This is a genomic window from Mycobacterium shunyiense (assembly GCF_058270035.1).
This window is the reverse complement of sequence record NZ_JBZDPT010000044.1, coordinates 197263-215199: the sequence shown is the minus strand read 5'-3', so window position 1 is coordinate 215199 and position 17937 is coordinate 197263. Positions and strand designations below refer to the sequence as shown.

Genomic DNA, 17937 nt, shown 5'->3' with positions numbered 1-17937 from the left:
GCTCATGTTGATATCCGCCGACGGGGAGCCGGTTGCGGGGGCGTCTCAATCGCGCGCGGTGACCTGCGGGCGAGATGAGAACTTTGGGGAACTTTGTCTCAGTATGCGATAAATTGACTCCCATGTCTCCCAGACGTGAAGACTGGTTGGTCGGGGGTGACCGACGCGTCGAGGCTGCCGAACGCATCTATGCCGCCGCGGCCGAGATGGCGGCGCGGGACGGACTGGACGCTCTGGACATCGATGCGTTGGCGGCGCGGGTGCACTGCTCACGCGCGACGGTGTACCGGCATGCCGGGGGCAAGGCACAGATTCGCGACGCTGTGCTGGCCAGGTTGGCCATATCGATCGTGGGAGAGGTGCGTCGCGCGGTCGACGGCCTGACCGGAGCAGAACGGGTGCTGATCGCTGTCACCGTTGCACTGAAACATATTCGGGCCGATCCGATGTTCGGCCTACTACTCAGCTCACTGCGCAGTGGGGGTGGGATGGCGGATCTGGCACAGTCACCGGTCCCCGCCGCATTCGCCACCGAACTCACCGGACTCGGCGAGGACGACCCGGCGGCCGCGGCGTGGATCGTGCGGCTGGTGTTGTCGTTGTTGGTCTGGCCGGGGGTCGACGAGGCAGCTGAGCGAGAGATGTTGAGGCGCTTTGTGGCTCCTGCGTTCGGCTAAGGCTGTTTGACGCACCGAAAACCGATGTGGCTCATGCCGGTATCAACCATCTGGGGACGTCGGGCAGCCGGCCGGTAGCGCATGCAGTAGCTGTCGGCGCACAGGAACGAACCGCCCTTGATCACCTTGCGCCCGATCTGGAACTGGGGCTGATCGGGGTCATAGGTATCTGCGGCACAGCACGGCGTGGTGGCCCGGTCCTCGCCGTACCAGTCGGTGGTCCACTCCCAGACGTTGCCTGCCATGTCGAACAGGCCGTAGCCGTTGGCTTCGAAGCTGCCGACCGGTTTCGTTGTGCCATAACCGGTGTCGGGCAGGTAGGGGAATTCGCCGTGCCAGTAGTTCGCGAGGCGCTGCCCGGGTTGCTCGGGCTGGTCACCCCACGTGTACGCCGCACCGGGGATCCCGCCGCGGGCCGCGGTCTCCCACTGGGCCTCGCTCGGCAGTTCCAGCCCGGCCCAGTCCGCATAGGCCGCGGCATCGTCGAAGGCGATGTGCACCACGGGATGCTGCTCGCGTCCTGTCAGTGAGGAGCGCGGTCCGCGTGGGTGATTCCAGCACGCACCCGGCGTCCATGCCCACCATTGGCTGATGTGCCGCAAATCCACGGGGCCGGCAGTGCGCCGGAACACCATGGAGCCGGGGACGAGGTTCTCCGGTGGGGCGCCCGGGAAATCGTCGGGGTTCACCGGACGTTCGGCGACCGTGATGTAGCCGGTGGCCGAAACGAACTGCGCGAACTCGCTATTCGTCACCTGGTGGCTCTGGATCCAGTAGCCCGTGGTAGCAACCTCGCGTGCCGGCGCCTCTTCGGGGTAATGCGCGTCGGAGCCGAGAATCGTCGTCTGGGCCGGAATCCACACCAGATCGGCTGATGTCATGCGTCGACTCTGCGGTGAGGGCGAGGTGTACTCGCACTTTGGCACCCTGGACGCAGAGTCGGCGACCTTGGTGCGGTGTCAGTCAAAGACCGTCGTCCAATCGTCACGCATGCTCGCCACCGCCCAGCCGTTGGACCCCGCCAGGTCCAGAGCCTTCTCGGCCCCTGCGGTGTAATCGAATTCGCGGTCGGCATCGTCGTGACGTACCAGCAGACCCAACGACGGTCCTGGTCCGCCTGCGGTGTACTGCAGCATCTGGATGTCGCCGTTGGAGTTTCCCGCCGCGAAGATCGGCCGACGCCCGATACGTCCCCAGATGCGCACGGCCTTGACCGGACCATCGTTCAGGAACTCGGGGGTGGCTGTCGTCCTGAGTTGACCACCGACGAAATCCAGCCCCACTGAACTGCCGATCACCCGCTCGGGCGGGATGCCGTACATCGATGCTGTCACCGGGCGCATGAAATCGCGGCCGCCGCCGGAGACGATGTAGTTGGTGAACCCGTTGGCCTCCAGGTAACGCAGCAACTCGACCATCGGCAGATAGCCGCACCTGGTGTACGGACGACTCAGCGTCGGGTGCTGCGCCTCGGCGAAGAACGCCTTGATCCGGTCGGCGTGGTCCTCGACAGACAGTCCGGCGTAGGCCGAGAGTATGCCTCCGGCAAGGATTTTGAGCGCGGAGTCATCGCCGTTGTAGTGCTTGGTGACGGCATCGCCGAACCAGGCCAGATCACCGGCGGCCGCAGCCTGATACGGCTGTGTGGCCGCCAGCGCCGGGTCGGCGGCGGCCTGCTCGGCCAGTCGGCGCACCAGGAAGTCCAGCTGGATGTACGCCGGCTTCTCACACCACAGCGTGCCGTCGTTGTCGAAAACGGCGACGCGCTCTTCGGGAGCCACCTGCTCGGTGACACGCCCCACGAAGTCGCCGATCGCCGACTTCGTAGGCCCATCGTTCCAGGATTTCAGTTCGGCCACGCTCAGCCGCCCCGCGTGGCCAGGAACTTCTCGAGCTCCTCCACGGCATGGTTGATCGTGAACGAGGCCGGCTCCTGACGCGGCGGGAACTCTTTGAAGGTTTCCAGGAACTGATTGACGATCGCCCCGGCGTAGAACATGAGGTACAGGCGATCGATCACCCAGTCCCAGTAGGTGTTTGACGTGACATCGGCGTGTTCGAAAGGGTCGGTGCGCAGGTTGAACAGCTTCGGGGCGCGCAGCTTGGTGAACGGTTCGAACCACACCTCCAGGGTTCCCTGGCAGCGCTGCTCCATGAACACGACTTTCCAGTTGTCCGCGCGGACACCCAGGACATCGCCGTCGTCGGAGAAGTAGATCATCCCGCGCCGGGGGGATTTGTCGACCTCGCCGGTGAGATAGGGCAGCAGGTTGTACCCGTCGATATGGACCTTGTATTCGGTTTCCCCGTCGGCGCCGGCCTTGTAGCCCTGTTTGAGCTTCTCCACGATGTCAGGATCGCCCGCGGCAGCGAGAAATGTGGGCAGCCAGTCATGGTGTTGCACAATCTCGTTCGAGACCGAACCGGGCGAGATCTTCCCCGTCCACCGGATCATCTCGGGAATGCGGAAGGCACCTTCCCAGTTGGTGTTCTTCTCGCTACGGAACGGAGTGGTCGCGCCGTCGGGCCAGCTGTTGGCGTGGGGTCCGTTGTCCGTGGAGTAGATGACGATGGTGTCCTCGGTGATACCGAGCTCGTCCACCAGGTCGAGTAATGTCCCGACGTGGCCGTCGTGATCGATCATCGTGTCGTGGTACCGCGACTGCCAGCGTCCGGCCTGCCCCTCGCTCTCCGGCTTGGTGTGGGTCCGGAAATGCATGTGGGTCATGTTCATCCATACGAAGAACGGTGTGTCTGATTCGTGCTGGCGCTTGATGAAATCCATACAGGCTGACGTGGTTTCATCGTCGACGGTCTCCATCCGCTTCTTCGTCAGCGGCCCGGTGTCCTCGATGCGCTGCTTGCCGACCGGTCCGTAGCGTGGGTCGACCTCGCCGGAATCCTCTTCGGTGGCCCAGGAGTGGATGACGCCGCGAGGCAACAGCGCCTTGCGGAGCAGAGGTGCTTCTTCCTCGGTGGGATAGTCCTCGTGCTCGGGCTCCTCCTCGGCGTTGAGATGGTACAAGTTGCCGAAGAACTCGTCGAACCCGTGCGCGGTCGGCAGGTACTTGTTCAGATCGCCCAGGTGGTTCTTGCCGAATTGTCCGGTCGCATAACCCAACGGTTTCAGCAACTCGGCGATGGTCGGGTCCTCCTTCTGAAGGCCCACGTCGACGCCGGGCATACCCACCTTGCTCATTCCGGTGCGGTAGACACTCTGGCCGGTGATGAACGAAGCCCGACCGGCCGTACAGCTTTGTTCACCGTACGAGTCGGTGAAAAGCATTCCCTCGTTTGCGATCCGGTCGATGTTGGGCGTCTGGTAGCCCATCATGCCGCGGCTGTAACAACTCAGGTTCCAGATCCCGATGTCGTCACCCCAGATGACCAGGATGTTGGGTTTGCCGTTGGGCATCTTCCGTCTGCTCCTTCGCTCAGTCTTTGGCCAGGAATGCGTGCAGCTTCTCGACGGCCTGGTCCACGCTGAAGCTGGCCGGTGGATGCCGCGGCGGGAACTCTTTGAACGTCTCAAGGAATTTCGTGGCCATTGCCGTCGCGTAGAACACGAAGTAGTCGTGTCGCAGGAACCACTCGTAGTAGGTGTTCGACGTGATGTCGGCGTATTCGTACGGGTCGGTGCGCAGGTTGAACAGTTTCGGTACTCGCAACGGGGTGAATGGTTCGGCCCAGATCCGCAACGTGCCTGGGCAGCGCTGTTCGGAGAAGACGATCTTCCAGTTCTCGAACCGCATGGCCACCAGGTCGGCGTCGTCGGAGAAGTAGAAGAATCCGCGCCGGGGACTCTCGTCCACCTCGCCGGTCAGGTAGGGCAGCAGGTTGTAGCCGTCGATGTGCACCTTGTACTCGGTTTCCCCGTCGGCGCCGGCCTTGTGGCCCTTCTTGAGCTTTTCCGCGATGTCGGGATCGCCGGCGGCGGCCAGCAGCGTGGGCAGCCAGTCGTGGTGCTGGATGATCTCGTTGGAAACCGTGCCCGCCTTGACCTTTCCGGGCCACCGGATCAGCTCCGGCACCCGGAAGGCGCCCTCCCAGTTGGTGTCCTTCTCACTGCGGAACGGAGTCGTGCCGGCATCGGGCCAGGTGTTGCGGTGCGGACCGTTGTCGGTGGAGTAGATGACGATGGTGTCGTCGGCGATCCCGAGCTCGTCGAGCACGTTGAGCACGGTGCCCACATTTCGGTCGTGGTCGATCATCGTGTCGTGGTAGGGCGACTGCCACAATCCGGCCTGCCCGCGACTTTCCGGCTTGGTGTGGGTGTAGAGGTGCATGTGGGTGAAGTTGCACCACACGAAGAACGGGTTGCCTGCGTCATGCTGGCGCTTGATGTAGTCGACGGTCGCGTCGGCGATGTCCTCGTCGATGGTCTCCATGCGCTTGGTGTTCAGGGGGCCGGTGTCCTCGATGGTCTGCTTGCCGACCGCGCCGTACTTCGGGTCATCGGGTTCGGTCGAGACCGTGTCGGTGGCCTTGCACTTCAAGACGCCACGCGGTTTGGCCAGGTTGTACAACCGCGGGTAGCGATCCTCGTGCGGATAGTCGAAGTTCTCCGGCTCTTCCTCGGCATTGAGGTGGTAGAGGTTGCCGAAGAATTCGTCGAAGCCGTGCACGGTGGGCAGGTACTTGTTGAGGTCACCGAAGTGGTTCTTGCCGAACTGCCCGGTGGCATAGCCCATCGGTTTGAGCAGTTCGGCGATCGTCGGATCCTCGGCGGCCCAGCCGATGTCGGCGCCAGGTATGCCGACCTTGCTCATACCGGTCCGGTAGACGCTTTGTCCACTGATGAAGGCTGCCCTGCCGGCGGTGCAACTTTGCTCACCGTAGGAGTCGGTGAATCGCATGCCCTCGTTGGCGAGGCGGTCGATGTTCGGTGTGCGGTAGCCCATCAGCCCGTCGCTGTAACAACTGAGGTTGCTGATGCCGATGTCGTCGCCCCAGATCACGAGAATGTTCGGCTTGCCGTTTGGCATGTTGGCTCCTCGCCTCGACAGATGCACCCCGACCCGTTTCCGACCTTAGGCGCTCTGTGACGTGCTCGCCGCGGCTTCGTCCGCCTGTCGCCGGATATTTACGCATTCGTCCAGCGTTGCGGTGGTAAGACCAAAGCCATGAGTGAGCCGACAGTCCGCGAGGCAGTGCGCACCCTGCACCCCGGTTACTTCGCGCTCGTCATGGGCACCGGAATCATGTCCATTGCAATGACTTACCACCGTGCGCATGCGGTTTCGGTGGTGCTGTTGTGGATCGCGGGCATCGCCTACGTGGTTCTGGTGACGCTGACGGTCATCCGTATCGTCGCCTTCCGCCGGGAGTTCATGGCCGATCTGACCGATCCGAGCCGCGGTTTCGCCATGTTCACGTTCGTGGCCGCGACCTGCGTGGTCGGGACGCGACTGGCCGCTGACGGCCATTACGGCTTGGCGTTCACACTCTTGGCGATCGGCTGGGTCGCCTGGATGGTGCTGGGCTATGTGGTGCCGTGGACGGCGGTTCTCGGTCAAGCCGTCCGGCCAGTGCTGCAGAGTGCCAACGGCACCTGGTTCATCTGGGTGGTGGCCAGCCAGTCCATCGCGGTGCTGGCCGCGGCGTTACAACCCGAAATAGCCGTGGGCCGTTCGGAATTGGCGTTGTTGGCGGTGTTCTCTTGGTCGGTCGGGATATTTCTCTACGGCGCGGCCGGCATCTTCGTGGCTGTCCGAATGCTGGTGTACCCGCTGCTGCCCACCGATCTCACTCCGCCGTACTGGGTGGCGATGGGGGCCACCGCCATCACCGTGGTGGCCGGGGCCCGGATCGTGGAGATGGCGGATGCGCCCATGGTCGCGGCCACGCGCGGCCTGATCGCGGGAACGTCGGTCTTCTTCTGGGCCTTCGGTACCTGGCTCATCCCGCCGCTGATCGCGGCCGGGATCTGGCGCCACTGGGTTCATCGCATTCCGTTGCGCTACGACGCCACCCTGTGGAGTGTGGTCTTCCCGCTCGGCATGTACGGCGTCGGTGGCCACTACCTCGGTCAGGCCGATCAGTTGCCGATCGTGGAGCGCATCGGATACATCGAGAGCTGGATCGCGCTGGCGGTGTGGGCGCTGGTGTTCGTGGCGATGCTCCGCCACCTCGTCCTCACGCTCTGGCTCGATCGCGACGCCACCCCTGGCGTGGACGCCGTATCCGGCGCACCCTTGGAGGTGGAGGGTGATTGACATGTACGACAAGGATCTGACCAACAAGTGGCTCGTCGAGATCGAGTTCTCCGAGGACGAGGTCCACACCCACGCGTCGGCCCGGGCGCAGGTGCGCGACGACACCATGTCCACCACCGGCGACGCCTACCGCAACCCGAAAGACCCCGGCGCACCGATGATCGGTGAGGAGATCGCTGCGGCCCGTGCCCTCATCGCCTTGGGCAGCGATCTCCTGCATGCCGCATCGGCACGCATCGAGCAGTCCACGCACCACCCGGTGCATCTGTACCGCTGAACGGGGCTGCCAGGGTGTCCGCCCGGGTGCGGCACACTCTTCGGCATGTCCGACCACTCTTTGCGCGGGGTCATGTCGGTGACCGCGCCGATCGGCCTGGCGTTCATTCCGCTGGGCATGGCTCTGGGGCTGCTGGTGGTCCACGCGGGCCTGGATTGGTGGTGGGCGCCGGCCTTCGCCGCGGTGATCTACGCCGGCTCCCTGGAATTCCTGATGGTGGGACTGGCGGCAACGGCGGCACCTCTCGGCACGGTCGCATTGACCACGTTCATCGTGAACAGTCGGCACGCGTTCTACGCGCTGTCGTTCCCGTTGGACCGCGTCAAGAGTCCCGTGGGCAAGCTCTACAGCACCTACGCGCTGTCGGACGAGGCGTACGCGGTGGCGGTGAGCCCGGCTGCCGAGCACTGGACGAGCCGGCCGATTCTGATGATGCAGGCCGCGTTGCAGGCGCTCTGGGTCACCGGCGCCGCGCTGGGCGGACTGATCGGTTCGGCACTGCCGGTCGAACGATTGCAGGGGCTGGATTTCGCCCTGACTGCGCTGTTCGTCGTGCTGGCCATCGACGCGTACCGGCAGCGGCCCGACCGGCTGACCGCACTGACGGCAGTGGGCTGCGCGGTGGTCGCCTGGCTGCTGGTGCCCGGCCAACTGCTGGTCTGCGCGTTCGCCGGCTTCACGGTGGTGCTGCTGGCCCGACTCGGCGTCGAACGGCGTCGTCATGCCTGACCACGCCGGCCACATCGCGCTGCTGGTGGCTGTCGCGGCCGGCATCACCTGGGCCTTGCGTGCCCTGCCTTTCGCGGTTCTCGCGCCGATGCGGCACAGCACCGTGGTGCGTTACCTCAGTACGCACATGCCGCTCGGGGTGATGGCCATGCTGGCGATCTATACCTTGCGGGGCCACACCGACGGCGGCACCCGGCAACTGCTGTGGCTGGGCATCGCGGTGGCGTCGACCGCAGCCCTGCACTGGGTGCGCGGCAGCGCGCTGTTGTCGATCCTGGCCGGTACGACGATCTATGTCGTGCTGATGTCGTTGTGGGCGTGAGAATTGTGGAAGCTGCTCAGCGAGCGGCCGCGGCGGCCGGCTCCTTCTTCGCCGACTCCATCTGGTGGAACATGTCGACGTAGTAGGGCATGCATTCGGCCATCGCCTGTTCGGTGGTGAACAACGGCTCGTAGCCAAGGTCGCGCTTGGCCTTGGCGATGGAGAAGTAGTTGTTGAGGTAAAGCCGTTCCACCGCAAGGGGTTCGATCAACGGCTCGGGCAGGGCGAACTTGAAGTGAAGCCACTGCCAGGCCATCATCACCTTGTGCACCAGGCGTCCTGACACATAGAACGTCGGCAGCGGACGGCCGCATGCCGCCAGGACGGGACGGGCGAACTCGAACATGTTGATGGGCTCGCCGTCGTTGATGAAATAGGCCTGACCGGGTGCGGTGCCGCCGGGGACCAGATGCTGGCCCGCCAGGATGAACCCGTGGATCAGGTTGTGCACGTATGAGTTGTCCAGCTTGATGTTCTTGTTGCCGACCAGCACCTTGACGTGTCCGGCGAGCACGTTCTCGAACACCTTGCGGAACATGGTCTGATCGCCGCGGCCCCAGATGCCGCTGGGCCGGATCGCGCAGGTGAGCATGCCGTGTTCGCCGTTCTGTGCCAGCACGAACTTCTCTGCCACGACCTTGGTTTCGGTGTAGAGGTCGTTGAACCGGGCGGTGTACGGCATGGTCTCGTCGCCGTTGACGATGTCTTGTCCGCCCATGACCACGCTGTTGGAGGCGGTGTAGACGAAGCGCTTGACGCCCGCCTCCTGGGCCGCGTGAACGAGGTTCTTGGTGCCCTCGACGTTGACGGCGAAGCTGCGCTGCCGGTACTCCTCGGTGACCGAGGCGCCGCCCATCAGGTCGATGATGGCCGCGGTGTGGATGACGGTGTCGATGTCCTTGACAGCCGCGGCCACGGTCTGCTTGTCGCAGATGTCGCCCTCGATGACCTCAAGACCGGCGTGATCGGCCAGCGGCGACGGCGCGCGGTCGAAGGAGCGCACCACGTATCCGCGGTCGAGCAGCTCGGTCACCAGATTGGCGCCGACGAAGCCGGAGCCTCCGGTCACCAGGACGCGGCCGAGTTCAGTGGTCAAAGATGCGTCACCCATGACGGGCAGCTTAACTGAAACAGGTTCCAGTTTCGAGCGCGATGCGCAAAAATAGTTGCTGGGTCAATCTTCTTCGGCCTCCCGCGCAGCCAGCGCCCGCTCGACGCGCTGGCGTGCTCCCGCTAAGTGCTCTTCGCACCGTTGTGCCAGCTTCTCGCCTCGCTCCCAGAGGTTGAGCGAAGCATCGAGATCGAGGCCACCCTGCTCCAACTGCTGCACGACGGCCATCAGCTCATCGCGGGCCTCTTCATAGCCCAACTCACTAATAGGCTTAATACTCACGATGCTCACACCCTCTACTCATTGCCGTCGCTCACGGCTGCACCCTCATTGCCGTCGCTCACGGCGGTGATCACTCCGTCCGACACCCGGACCCGCAGTCGGGTGCCTTCCGGCGAATCGGCCACTGAACGTAAAACTGTCGGTTCACCCGACGTCGGAACCGTCTGCACCACCGCATACCCGCGGGCCAGGGTGGCTGCCGGGCCGAGCGCGGTCAGCCGTGCAGACAGGTGGCCGATGGTATCGGCCTCCGCGGCGATCAGCCGCGTGATGTCACGTTGGGCGGTGGCCCTGGCCCGCGTGATCTCGTCGGCGCGTGCGGTGAGCGCCGCCAGGGGTTGCGCGAGGACCGGCCGGCTGCGCAGCTGCTCCAGGTGATGCTGTTCACGGTGCACCCAGTTGCGGAGTGCGCGGGCGCTGCGCCGGTGCAGATCGGTGATCAGCGCCTGTTCGGCGGCGGCGTCGGGAACGATCCGCTTGGCCGCGTCGGTCGGGGTGGCGGCGCGCAGGTCGGCGACGAGATCGGACAGGGGAGCGTCGGGTTCGTGGCCGATCGCGCTGACCACCGGGGTGCGGCAGGCGACGATGGCGCGACACAGCGTCTCGTCGGAGAACGGCAGCAGGTCCTCGACGCTGCCGCCGCCGCGTGCCAGGACGATGACATCGACGTCGGGATCGGCGTCCAGCGCCGCCAGCGCGTCCACGATCTGGGGAACGGCATTGGGTCCCTGGACGATCGTGTTGCGGATCGCGAAACGCACTGCGGGCCAACGGGTGGTGGCGACCGTCGTCACGTCCCGTTCGGCGGCTGACGCGCGTCCGGTGATCAGACCGATGGTGTTGGGCAGGAACGGGATCGGCCGTTTGAGGCGGGGGTCGAACAGTCCTTCGGCCTCCAGCAGCCGACGCAACCGCTCGATCCGGGCCAGCAGCTCACCGATACCGACCGCACGAATCTCGCTGACCCGCAACGAGAATGTGCCGCGACCGGTGTAGAAGTTAGGCTTGCCGCAGATGATCACCTGGGTGCCCTCGGACAGCTTGACCGGTGCATTGCGCACCAGATCGCGCGGGCAGGTCAGGGTCAGGGACATGTCGGCGGCCGGATCCCGCAGCACCATGAAGACGGTTTTGGAGTCCGGGCGGATCTTGAGCTCGGTCAGCTGCCCTTCGACCCACACCGTGCCGAGCCGGTCGATCCACTTGGCGACGCGGGTCGCCACGGCGCGCACCGGCCAGGGGTTTTCCGGTGACTGGCCCGGTTCGGTCACTTCGCGGTCGCGCGGGTGATCCTGTTGGCGAGCAACGTGACGAACGGTGCGCGGGCCCGGCCGGCCTCCTCATAGGCCAGGAGCGCTTCGAGATCGGCCACGCGCAACGAGGTCAACCGGGCGCGAAGCTGCGCCAGCGTCAGCGCGTCGTACCCGAGTTCGGCCGCGATGTCCGGCGCGGCCCCTGCGTCGGCAGCACGTGCGGACTTGCCGTTCGTCCCAGCTGCGGACTCGGGCTCCCCGGTGCTGTACAGAGCGAACCGCCCCTCGGTACGCCGGTCGCCGTCGGTGGCCTCCGCGTCGTCGACCGTCGCGCCGTCGAGGTCGGAGTCGAGATCCTCGTCGAAGGTGGCCCACTCGGGCTGCTCGTCCTTGGGCGGAAACAGTTGTTCGAGCGTTTCGTCGCCCTTGACCACGAGCTCGGCAAGGTTCTGCTGGACGTGCATGACGATGTTGGCCGCCTGGCTGGCCACCGTCATGGGGTAGGTCAGGATGGTTTGGGGCAGCTTGCGAGTTTCCTCGATCGCGGTCGCAGCCGCGCCCACCAGCAGCCGGACCCCGTACGGTGCAGTTCCCATGTGCACAGACTAGCCACAGCCACGGCTGGCTCCCTTGCATTGTCGCCCCGTACCCTGGAGACATGCCGCCGACAATCAACATGGGTATCCCGGGTGCCACGAGCTCGGTGAGGTCGGGCGGCGGTTCGCAAGCCTTTGGCAAGCGCGTCCTGCTGGCCGAACCGCGCGGATACTGCGCGGGTGTGGACCGGGCCGTCGAGACCGTCGAGCGCGCCCTTGAGAAGCACGGCGCACCGGTCTATGTGCGCCACGAGATCGTGCACAACGTGCACGTCGTCGAAACGCTGGCCAAGGCCGGCGCGGTGTTCGTCGACGAGACGGACGAGGTGCCCGAAGGGGCGATCGTGGTGTTCTCGGCGCACGGCGTCGCGCCGACCGTGCACGTCGAGGCCGCCGCCCGCAACCTCAGGACGATCGACGCCACCTGCCCGCTGGTCACCAAGGTGCACAACGAGGCCAAGCGGTTCGCCCGCGACGACTACGACATCCTGCTCGTCGGTCACACCGGTCACGAGGAGGTCGTCGGCACCGCGGGTGAGGCGCCCGACCACGTCCAGGTCGTCGACAATCCGGACGCGGTGGACCAGGTGACGGTGCGTGACCCGAACAAGGTCATCTGGCTGTCGCAGACCACGCTGAGCGTCGACGAGACGATGGAGACGGTGCGCCGGCTCCGCGAGAAGTTCCCGACGCTGCAGGATCCGCCGAGCGACGACATCTGCTACGCGACGCAGAACCGTCAGGTTGCCGTCAAGGCGATGGCGCCCGAATGTGAGCTCGTGATCGTGGTCGGCTCGCGCAACTCGTCGAACTCTGTGCGACTGGTCGAGGTGGCCCTCGGCGCCGGATCCGACGCCGCCCACTTGGTCGACTACGCCGAAGACATCGACCCGGCCTGGTTGGAGGGCGTCACCACGGTGGGCGTCACCTCCGGGGCATCAGTTCCCGAGGTGCTCGTGCGCGGTGTGCTCGAGCGGCTTGCCGAATACGGTTACGGCACTGTGCAGCCCGTGACCACCGCCAACGAGACGTTGGTGTTCGCCTTGCCGCGTGAGATCCGCCCGCCGCGCGCCTGACCCGCGTGCCTGAACCCGGGCAACCGGGTTGGGCTGAGCCGCCTTCAGTCGTCGTACTCCCAGGAGTGACGTCCCCGGGGCGTCGAACCCTTGGTCGAGCGCGGTCGCGTCCGGTGCCCCACGCGGTGATCCTCGTCGTCGGCACCGCGGTACCGCACCCGCGACACCGGGTGGTGCGTCGAGCGCCCCGAGCCGTTGGGGGGCTGGTTCGGCTGCTCGAACGGTTCCTCGAACGGCTGATAGTCGTCGAATCGGCGACGCTGCCGCTGTGGGCGCTCACGCGGGGTCTCGAATGCGCCGGCCTCACGTCGCTCGGGCGGTGGCTGCTTGCGCGGTTCGCGCGGCTGGCTGCGTACCCGCCGGCGCGGCTCGCCTGCCCCGGGCTCGGCCGAGCGCGGCGGCCTGGGCCGCCGTGGCCGCTCGGGAATGGCGCCGTCGAGTTCGTTGCCGAGATCGCCGGTGGCCGTGCGGTCAGGGCGGGGGCGAGGCGGCGCGGTGCGTTTGGTCGGCCTGCGTTCGCCCCGGGGACGCCCGGCGCCTGCTCCGGCCGCCGCTGCCACCCCAGCGCCGGATTCGGCACCGGCGGGACGTCGCCGTGTCGGTCGTTCAGAGGGACGACGCCGCGGCGGGATATCCGAGGCGGGGTCGTGCTCGGCCGTCCGGTCCCGGCGCGTGGACGCCGTGGCGGGTTTGCGGAGAACCAGCCCGGAAAGTTTCGTTGTGACAGATGACACAATTCCCGCGACAGGCGATGCCGCGGCTGTTTTCGCCGTCCCGGAGCCGGCCGCTTCGTCCACGCCGGTGTCCTTGCGCGATGTCAGGCCGACGTACCACCGGCCGAGGCCGATCAGCAGCACTGTGGCCGAGAGGAACAGCATCAGCGGGAAGCGTTCGATCAGGGGATATCCGCAGTTGATGGCCAGGTCTTTGACGCCCTGCAGCTCGCCCCCGTGGAACAGGAAATAGGACCCGGGTACGGCGACGAACAGGATCAGCGGGGGCTGGATCACCGCGGTGAACAGCCCGGCCTGCTGAACGGCCAGAACGGCCAGGATGCAACCGAGGGAATAGCAGATCGCGAACACCGAACTGAGCTCCCGATTGCCTGCACCGGCATCGAAGGCAAAGCCGATCGCGGTAGCCGTGACCGCCAAAAGGACAGCTCCCCACCACGGCACACCAGCGAATCGCGGGTGTACAGAGCGATGGTCAGCCGGCACTGCCGACTGTGCGCGCTGTCCTGACACACGTTGACCGTACCGGCTCTATCTGGCCGCGTGCTGCCAGCTCGCGCTGGCGTGCCGGTCACACGGGCCTAGACTCTCTTCTCTGTGAGCCTGAACCTGGGAATCGTCGGTTTGCCGAACGTCGGAAAGTCGACTCTGTTCAATGCCCTGACGCGTAACGACGTGTTGGCGGCCAACTACCCGTTTGCGACCATCGAGCCCAATGAGGGCGTGGTGCCGTTGCCCGATCCCCGGCTCGACAAGCTCGCCGAGATCTTCGGCTCGGAGAAGACCGTGCCGGCTCCGGTGACGTTCGTGGACATCGCCGGGATCGTCAAGGGCGCGTCCGAAGGTGCGGGTCTCGGTAACAAGTTCCTCGCCAACATCCGTGAGTGCGATGCCATCTGCCAGGTGGTGCGGGTGTTCGCCGACGACGACGTGGTGCACGTCGACGGGCGGGTGGACCCCCGGTCGGACATCGAGGTGATCGAGACCGAGCTGATCCTGGCCGACATGCAGACGCTGGAGAAGGCGGTGCCGCGCCTCGAGAAGGAAGCCCGCAACAACAAGGAACGCAAGCCGGTGCTGGACGCGGCGGTCGCGGCGCAGGCCGTGTTCGACGACGGCAAGACTCTTTTTTCCGTGTCCTCGTCGGCCCAGGACTGGTCGATTCTTCGCGAGCTGAACCTGATGACCACCAAGCCGTTCCTGTATGTGTTCAACGCCGACGAGTCGGTGCTCACCGACGAGGCGAAGCAGGCCGAGCTGCGGGCGCTGGTGGCCCCGGCCGACGCGGTGTTCCTGGACGCCAAGATCGAATCGGAGCTGATCGAGCTCGACGACGAGTCCGCCCAAGAGCTGCTGGAGTCGATCGGGCAGACCGAGCGTGGCCTGGACGCGTTGGCCCGCGCCGGTTTCCACACCCTGCGACTGCAGACCTATCTGACGGCGGGGCCGAAGGAATCACGCGCCTGGACCATCCACCAGGGCGACACCGCGCCCAAGGCGGCCGGCGTGATCCACACCGACTTCGAGAAGGGCTTCATCAAGGCTGAGGTGGTCTCGTTCGACGATCTCGTCGAGGCCGGGTCGATGGCCGCGGCCAAGGCCGCCGGCAAGGTCCGCATGGAAGGCAAGGACTACGTCATGGCCGACGGCGACGTGGTGGAATTTCGGTTCAACGTCTAGTGCCGCTGACTCTGCGGCTATGGCGACGTGCTCTCGAAGTTTTGCGCCCTGACCGCAGAGTCAACGATGAGCAGGAGCGTCAGTCGTGCCACACGTCCCAGCAATCGTGCGGCCGGCGATCAAGTGCCAAGCCCGGCGCCGGCGAATGTTGATTGGTGAGATAACAGGCTGGAGTTCCCCTTGAACGGGTGATGCGCGGGATCAGCCGATGGATTCGACCCATCGAGTGCGGGATGGACCGGGGCTAAATGGATCGCCGAAATACTGGGTCTCGCGGACTACTTCGCCGTCCATGAATTCCATGATGCTCACCACGTAGGACGGCTGTCCGTCGTAGGTCAGGACCAGTTCGCTGATCCACAGATCACCGCCGCCGAGGATGCGGCGGACAGTGAAACGTTTCGCGTTCGGCTGAGCTTCACGCGAAGCCCGAATGCCGTCGCGGCCGCGGATTCGCTCACCTGATTGGGGATATTCGAGAACTGCGTCGGCCCGATAGATCCGATGTTCAGTGTCGAAATCGTTCACATCGGACGACGCCCCAGTGCTCCTCAAGTGCGGTACGTACATCGTCGTCTGCCATGGCAACGACGTTATCGGGACGGGGTGGGCACCTATGTTGATCGGAGTACATTGACGGTTGTGAGTGGGGACTGGCGAGTCGATCGGGTCGATGAGATCCGGTCGCTGATCAAACAAGCCGAACCCGACGTCGTCGAGGAGATCAAGTGGCGCAAGCCCTCGAATCCTGATGGTGTGCCTGCGTTTTCGCTCGACGGCCTGATCTGCACACTGGAGATGTACAAGGGCAAAGTCAAGGTGAATTTCGCCAAAGGCTCGTCGGTGAACGACCCCGACCATTTGTTCAATGCGAGCCTCGAGGCGCCAGTCGGACGTTCCATCGATCTGCGCGAAGATGACGAGATGGATGCGGACGCATTCAAAGCGCTGATTCAAGAGGCAGTCAGAGTAAACCGCAGGTAGTGCGCTGAGACGATCAGTCCGCTACGTGGTTCTCGAAGTATTGGACCAAGCAGAACTCATGACCTTCGGGATCCAGCATGTTCAGCACCACGCCCTCGTCGTAGTCATGCCGGATGCCGGAGAAGCGTCCACCCAGCTCCTCGACCTGACGACGTCCGGTGGCGATGTCATCGACCTCGACGTCCAGGTGGATGCGCACCTTTCCGGCTTTCGGTTCAGCTACACGCTGGAAGGTAAGGCGGGGAAACCGTCCCGCGCGTGAGCCCACCGTCGCCCAGGCCGGATCATCTCCGTGTTCGCTCGACGCGGGAATGCCGAGCATGGCGGCCCAAAAGGTCGACATCCGAATGGGATCGGCGCAATCGATGGTTACTCCGGACCAACGGTTGGCCATTGTCTCTCCCGGTGTTCTCGGCACGGATTGCCGCGTTAGCGTTCGGTCGTACCTAGTTGATGATCTCGCCGCGGCCCTCGGCATGGATCGCGGACAGCTGTTCCCGCCACATCTGCAGAGCCTCGGGTGTCAGTCGCGTCCAGTCGGTGATCTCGCCGACGATGCGGAGCGGCTCCCTGGTCCGGTAGGACCGGGTGGGGTTGCCAGGGAACTTCTTGTCGGTGACGTTGGGATCGTTCTCGAACTCCCCGGTCGGTTCCACGGCATAGACCCGCGGAATCCCTTCGCCCGCGGCGAGTTCGGCAGCGAGGCCTGCGCCGTCGCGCAACGCGGTGAAGTAGATGTGGTTCATCACGATTTCGGGCCGGTAGTTGGAACGGAAACCGGCGGTGAGGTGATCGCCCACCCGCAGGTCGGCCTTGGTGCCGTGAAAGAACGGCCCGTCATCCGAAACCTCGTCCATCTCGACAGGTTACAAACAAGCCAGGGATGCCGAACGCGCTTCACATTCGGGGTTCGGCCGGCGGATCGAACGCGGCTGCGCGTGAATGGTGAACCGCGGTGACGATGACCGCGGTCGCGGCCTCCACTCCCGCCGCAGTGTCGACGCGAAGAATCGCGTGGTCCCACGGCTCATAGGTCCGGTCCTCGACCTGTTGCCACGTCGGCACGGTCAATCCATCGATGTCTGAGGCACGGGCTTCTACGCGTTTGCGGTGCAGGTTCTGATCACTGCAGATCACCTCGACGTCGACGAGTGTGGCTCGCGCGGTCCGTGCGGCCTCAGCCCAGGCTTGTCTTGTGATGCCGAGCGGATTCACGCTGTCGGCCACGACGTCATGCCCAGCGCTCAGGAAATCGGAGGCAATCGCATTGGCGATCCGATAGCCGGCATCGGGGACAGCCTCCCAGCCGCCGGCCCGGTCGATGAATCCCGATGCCGTCATGGCCGCTTCGATCGTGTCGAGTCGTACATGTGCTGCACCGATTTCAGCGCTCACGTGCCGTGCCACGGTGGTCTTGCCGACGCCAGGAAGCCCCGACAGCACGACGAGGACCGGGGTGGTCTTCTCGGCGGTCACGGCATTCGATGTTACGTCCGGTTGTCGGAGTGCGTGTCTAGCATGCTGCGGTACCGGCCGCCGAGCACGCCGGCGCAGTGACCGCAAATCCCCAGGAGTTGTTGACATGAAATTTCTTTCGACCCGCATCATCACGGCCGACGTCCAGCGGCTCGCATCGTTCTACGAGATGGTCACGGGGGTCAGCGCGGTATGGGGCAACGAACTCTTTGCCGAGATTCCGACGCCGGTGGGCACGTTGGCGATCGGCAGCGACAAGACCGTTCCACTGTTCGGGCCAGGATCTGCAGAGCCCGCGGCAAACCGAAGTGCGATCATCGAATTCATAGTCGACGACGTGGACGCCGAGTACGGGCGGTTGGCCGGACAGTTGGACGACGTCGTCACCGAGCCCACGACGATGCCGTGGGGCAACCGCGCGCTGATGTTCCGGGATCCCGACGGCAACCTCGTCAACCTGTTCACGCCGGTCACCGACGCTGCTCGGGCCAAATTCGGGCTGTGACTCGGCGATGCCGACGTAGC

General features: G+C 65.1%; 22 protein-coding genes. 9 read left to right on the top strand and 13 right to left on the bottom strand.

Features of this window, described 5'->3' with window-relative positions:
- Positions 1-122: 122 nt before the first annotated feature.
- Positions 123-677: a TetR/AcrR family transcriptional regulator gene (locus AC4ELS_RS25880; protein ID WP_499049856.1), complete on the top strand. Its 555-nt coding sequence runs from the start codon at positions 123-125 to the stop codon at positions 675-677.
- On the opposite strand, the gene AC4ELS_RS25875 is transcribed toward AC4ELS_RS25880, so the two are convergent.
- Genes AC4ELS_RS25875 through AC4ELS_RS25860 form a run of 4 tightly spaced genes read right to left on the bottom strand, consistent with a single transcriptional unit; the run spans position 674 to position 5662 of the window.
- Complete coding sequence (locus tag AC4ELS_RS25875; RefSeq protein ID WP_499049854.1) at positions 674-1603, bottom strand: formylglycine-generating enzyme family protein; 930 nt, start codon at positions 1601-1603, stop codon at positions 674-676. The genes AC4ELS_RS25880 and AC4ELS_RS25875 overlap by 4 nt on opposite strands.
- 33 nt (positions 1604-1636) lie before the next feature.
- Positions 1637-2542, bottom strand: a complete 906-nt coding sequence (locus AC4ELS_RS25870) for an HAD family hydrolase (RefSeq protein WP_499049949.1) — start codon at positions 2540-2542, stop codon at positions 1637-1639.
- Complete coding sequence (locus AC4ELS_RS25865) at positions 2539-4092, bottom strand: arylsulfatase (protein WP_448442300.1); 1554 nt, start codon at positions 4090-4092, stop codon at positions 2539-2541. Before AC4ELS_RS25865 ends, AC4ELS_RS25870 begins: the two co-directional genes overlap by 4 nt.
- 19 nt (positions 4093-4111) lie before the next feature.
- The gene (locus tag AC4ELS_RS25860) at positions 4112-5662 is read right to left on the bottom strand and encodes an arylsulfatase (protein WP_064882882.1); all 1551 of its coding nucleotides are present in this window, start codon (positions 5660-5662) and stop codon (positions 4112-4114) included.
- A gap of 138 nt (positions 5663-5800) precedes the next feature.
- Between AC4ELS_RS25860 and AC4ELS_RS25855 the strand changes: the two genes are divergently transcribed.
- Genes AC4ELS_RS25855 through AC4ELS_RS25840 form a run of 4 tightly spaced genes read left to right on the top strand, consistent with a single transcriptional unit; the run spans position 5801 to position 8220 of the window.
- Entirely contained in the window at positions 5801-6892 is a 1092-nt protein-coding gene (locus AC4ELS_RS25855; protein ID WP_448442302.1) for a tellurite resistance/C4-dicarboxylate transporter family protein, read from the top strand.
- A 1-nt stretch (position 6893) separates the two neighbouring features.
- Complete coding sequence (locus AC4ELS_RS25850) at positions 6894-7169, top strand: dsRBD fold-containing protein (protein WP_055116674.1); 276 nt, start codon at positions 6894-6896, stop codon at positions 7167-7169.
- 45 nt (positions 7170-7214) lie between these two features.
- Positions 7215-7898 (top strand): AzlC family ABC transporter permease, encoded by a 684-nt coding sequence (locus AC4ELS_RS25845; protein WP_064882886.1) that lies wholly within the window; start codon positions 7215-7217, stop codon positions 7896-7898.
- Complete coding sequence (locus tag AC4ELS_RS25840) at positions 7891-8220, top strand: branched-chain amino acid transport AzlD family protein (protein ID WP_064960514.1); 330 nt, start codon at positions 7891-7893, stop codon at positions 8218-8220. Before AC4ELS_RS25845 ends, AC4ELS_RS25840 begins: the two co-directional genes overlap by 8 nt.
- A gap of 16 nt (positions 8221-8236) precedes the next feature.
- On the opposite strand, the gene AC4ELS_RS25835 is transcribed toward AC4ELS_RS25840, so the two are convergent.
- The 4 genes from AC4ELS_RS25835 to AC4ELS_RS25820 form a co-directional block, all read right to left on the bottom strand.
- Complete coding sequence (locus AC4ELS_RS25835; protein ID WP_064882891.1) at positions 8237-9331, bottom strand: 3-beta-hydroxysteroid dehydrogenase; 1095 nt, start codon at positions 9329-9331, stop codon at positions 8237-8239.
- Positions 9332-9394: 63 nt separating this feature from the next.
- Complete coding sequence (locus AC4ELS_RS25830; protein ID WP_448442406.1) at positions 9395-9607, bottom strand: exodeoxyribonuclease VII small subunit; 213 nt, start codon at positions 9605-9607, stop codon at positions 9395-9397.
- 20 nt (positions 9608-9627) lie between these two features.
- Complete coding sequence (xseA, locus tag AC4ELS_RS25825; protein ID WP_448442309.1) at positions 9628-10884, bottom strand: exodeoxyribonuclease VII large subunit; 1257 nt, start codon at positions 10882-10884, stop codon at positions 9628-9630.
- Positions 10881-11462, bottom strand: coding sequence for a lipid droplet-associated protein (locus AC4ELS_RS25820; protein WP_064882895.1), 582 nt, complete (start codon positions 11460-11462; stop codon positions 10881-10883). Before AC4ELS_RS25820 ends, xseA begins: the two co-directional genes overlap by 4 nt.
- Positions 11463-11524: 62 nt before the next feature.
- On the opposite strand from AC4ELS_RS25820, the gene AC4ELS_RS25815 reads away from it, so the two are divergent.
- Positions 11525-12538 carry a 4-hydroxy-3-methylbut-2-enyl diphosphate reductase gene (locus tag AC4ELS_RS25815; RefSeq protein WP_064882897.1) on the top strand — a complete coding sequence of 338 codons (1014 nt, stop codon included), beginning with the start codon at positions 11525-11527 and terminating at the stop codon, positions 12536-12538.
- A 44-nt stretch (positions 12539-12582) separates the two neighbouring features.
- On the opposite strand, the gene AC4ELS_RS25810 is transcribed toward AC4ELS_RS25815, so the two are convergent.
- A complete protein-coding gene (locus tag AC4ELS_RS25810; protein WP_448457050.1) occupies positions 12583-13758 on the bottom strand; it encodes a DUF6542 domain-containing protein in 1176 nt (391 codons plus the stop codon).
- Positions 13759-13869: 111 nt separating this feature from the next.
- Between AC4ELS_RS25810 and ychF the strand changes: the two genes are divergently transcribed.
- On the top strand, positions 13870-14952 hold the full coding sequence (gene ychF, locus AC4ELS_RS25805; RefSeq protein ID WP_064882901.1) for a redox-regulated ATPase YchF: 1083 nt from the start codon (positions 13870-13872) through the stop codon (positions 14950-14952).
- Between the two features lie 201 nt (positions 14953-15153).
- Here the strand turns inward: ychF and AC4ELS_RS25800 are convergent, their stop codons facing one another.
- Complete coding sequence (locus AC4ELS_RS25800; protein WP_499049850.1) at positions 15154-15480, bottom strand: nuclear transport factor 2 family protein; 327 nt, start codon at positions 15478-15480, stop codon at positions 15154-15156.
- Between the two features lie 114 nt (positions 15481-15594).
- On the opposite strand from AC4ELS_RS25800, the gene AC4ELS_RS25795 reads away from it, so the two are divergent.
- On the top strand, positions 15595-15936 hold the full coding sequence (locus AC4ELS_RS25795) for a DUF1801 domain-containing protein (RefSeq protein WP_064882905.1): 342 nt from the start codon (positions 15595-15597) through the stop codon (positions 15934-15936).
- A 13-nt stretch (positions 15937-15949) separates the two neighbouring features.
- Here the strand turns inward: AC4ELS_RS25795 and AC4ELS_RS25790 are convergent, their stop codons facing one another.
- From AC4ELS_RS25790 to AC4ELS_RS25780, 3 genes are read right to left on the bottom strand one after another with little or no spacing between them, the layout of a single operon-like run.
- Positions 15950-16330, bottom strand: coding sequence for a VOC family protein (locus AC4ELS_RS25790; RefSeq protein WP_499049847.1), 381 nt, complete (start codon positions 16328-16330; stop codon positions 15950-15952).
- 52 nt (positions 16331-16382) lie between these two features.
- Positions 16383-16793 carry an NAD(+)--rifampin ADP-ribosyltransferase gene (gene arr / locus AC4ELS_RS25785; RefSeq protein ID WP_499049844.1) on the bottom strand — a complete coding sequence of 137 codons (411 nt, stop codon included), beginning with the start codon at positions 16791-16793 and terminating at the stop codon, positions 16383-16385.
- A gap of 40 nt (positions 16794-16833) precedes the next feature.
- Positions 16834-17412 (bottom strand): P-loop nucleotide/nucleoside kinase family protein, encoded by a 579-nt coding sequence (locus AC4ELS_RS25780; protein WP_499049841.1) that lies wholly within the window; start codon positions 17410-17412, stop codon positions 16834-16836.
- A gap of 106 nt (positions 17413-17518) precedes the next feature.
- On the opposite strand from AC4ELS_RS25780, the gene AC4ELS_RS25775 reads away from it, so the two are divergent.
- A complete protein-coding gene (locus AC4ELS_RS25775) occupies positions 17519-17917 on the top strand; it encodes a VOC family protein (RefSeq protein WP_499049838.1) in 399 nt (132 codons plus the stop codon).
- Positions 17918-17937 lie beyond the last annotated feature (20 nt).

Coding starts and splice junctions, on each gene's coding strand:
- AC4ELS_RS25835 (WP_064882891.1), bottom strand. CDS start 9,331: ATGGGTGACGCATCTTTGACCACTGAACTCGGCCGCGTCCTGGTGACC.
- AC4ELS_RS25815 (WP_064882897.1), top strand. CDS start 11,525: ATGCCGCCGACAATCAACATGGGTATCCCGGGTGCCACGAGCTCGGTG.
- AC4ELS_RS25865 (WP_448442300.1), bottom strand. CDS start 4,092: ATGCCCAACGGCAAACCCAACATCCTGGTCATCTGGGGTGACGACATC.
- AC4ELS_RS25850 (WP_055116674.1), top strand. CDS start 6,894: ATGTACGACAAGGATCTGACCAACAAGTGGCTCGTCGAGATCGAGTTC.
- AC4ELS_RS25820 (WP_064882895.1), bottom strand. CDS start 11,462: ATGGGAACTGCACCGTACGGGGTCCGGCTGCTGGTGGGCGCGGCTGCG.
- AC4ELS_RS25860 (WP_064882882.1), bottom strand. CDS start 5,662: ATGCCAAACGGCAAGCCGAACATTCTCGTGATCTGGGGCGACGACATC.
- AC4ELS_RS25775 (WP_499049838.1), top strand. CDS start 17,519: ATGAAATTTCTTTCGACCCGCATCATCACGGCCGACGTCCAGCGGCTC.
- AC4ELS_RS25855 (WP_448442302.1), top strand. CDS start 5,801: ATGAGTGAGCCGACAGTCCGCGAGGCAGTGCGCACCCTGCACCCCGGT.
- AC4ELS_RS25840 (WP_064960514.1), top strand. CDS start 7,891: ATGCCTGACCACGCCGGCCACATCGCGCTGCTGGTGGCTGTCGCGGCC.
- AC4ELS_RS25880 (WP_499049856.1), top strand. CDS start 123: ATGTCTCCCAGACGTGAAGACTGGTTGGTCGGGGGTGACCGACGCGTC.
- AC4ELS_RS25790 (WP_499049847.1), bottom strand. CDS start 16,330: ATGGCCAACCGTTGGTCCGGAGTAACCATCGATTGCGCCGATCCCATT.
- arr (WP_499049844.1), bottom strand. CDS start 16,793: ATGGACGAGGTTTCGGATGACGGGCCGTTCTTTCACGGCACCAAGGCC.
- AC4ELS_RS25845 (WP_064882886.1), top strand. CDS start 7,215: ATGTCCGACCACTCTTTGCGCGGGGTCATGTCGGTGACCGCGCCGATC.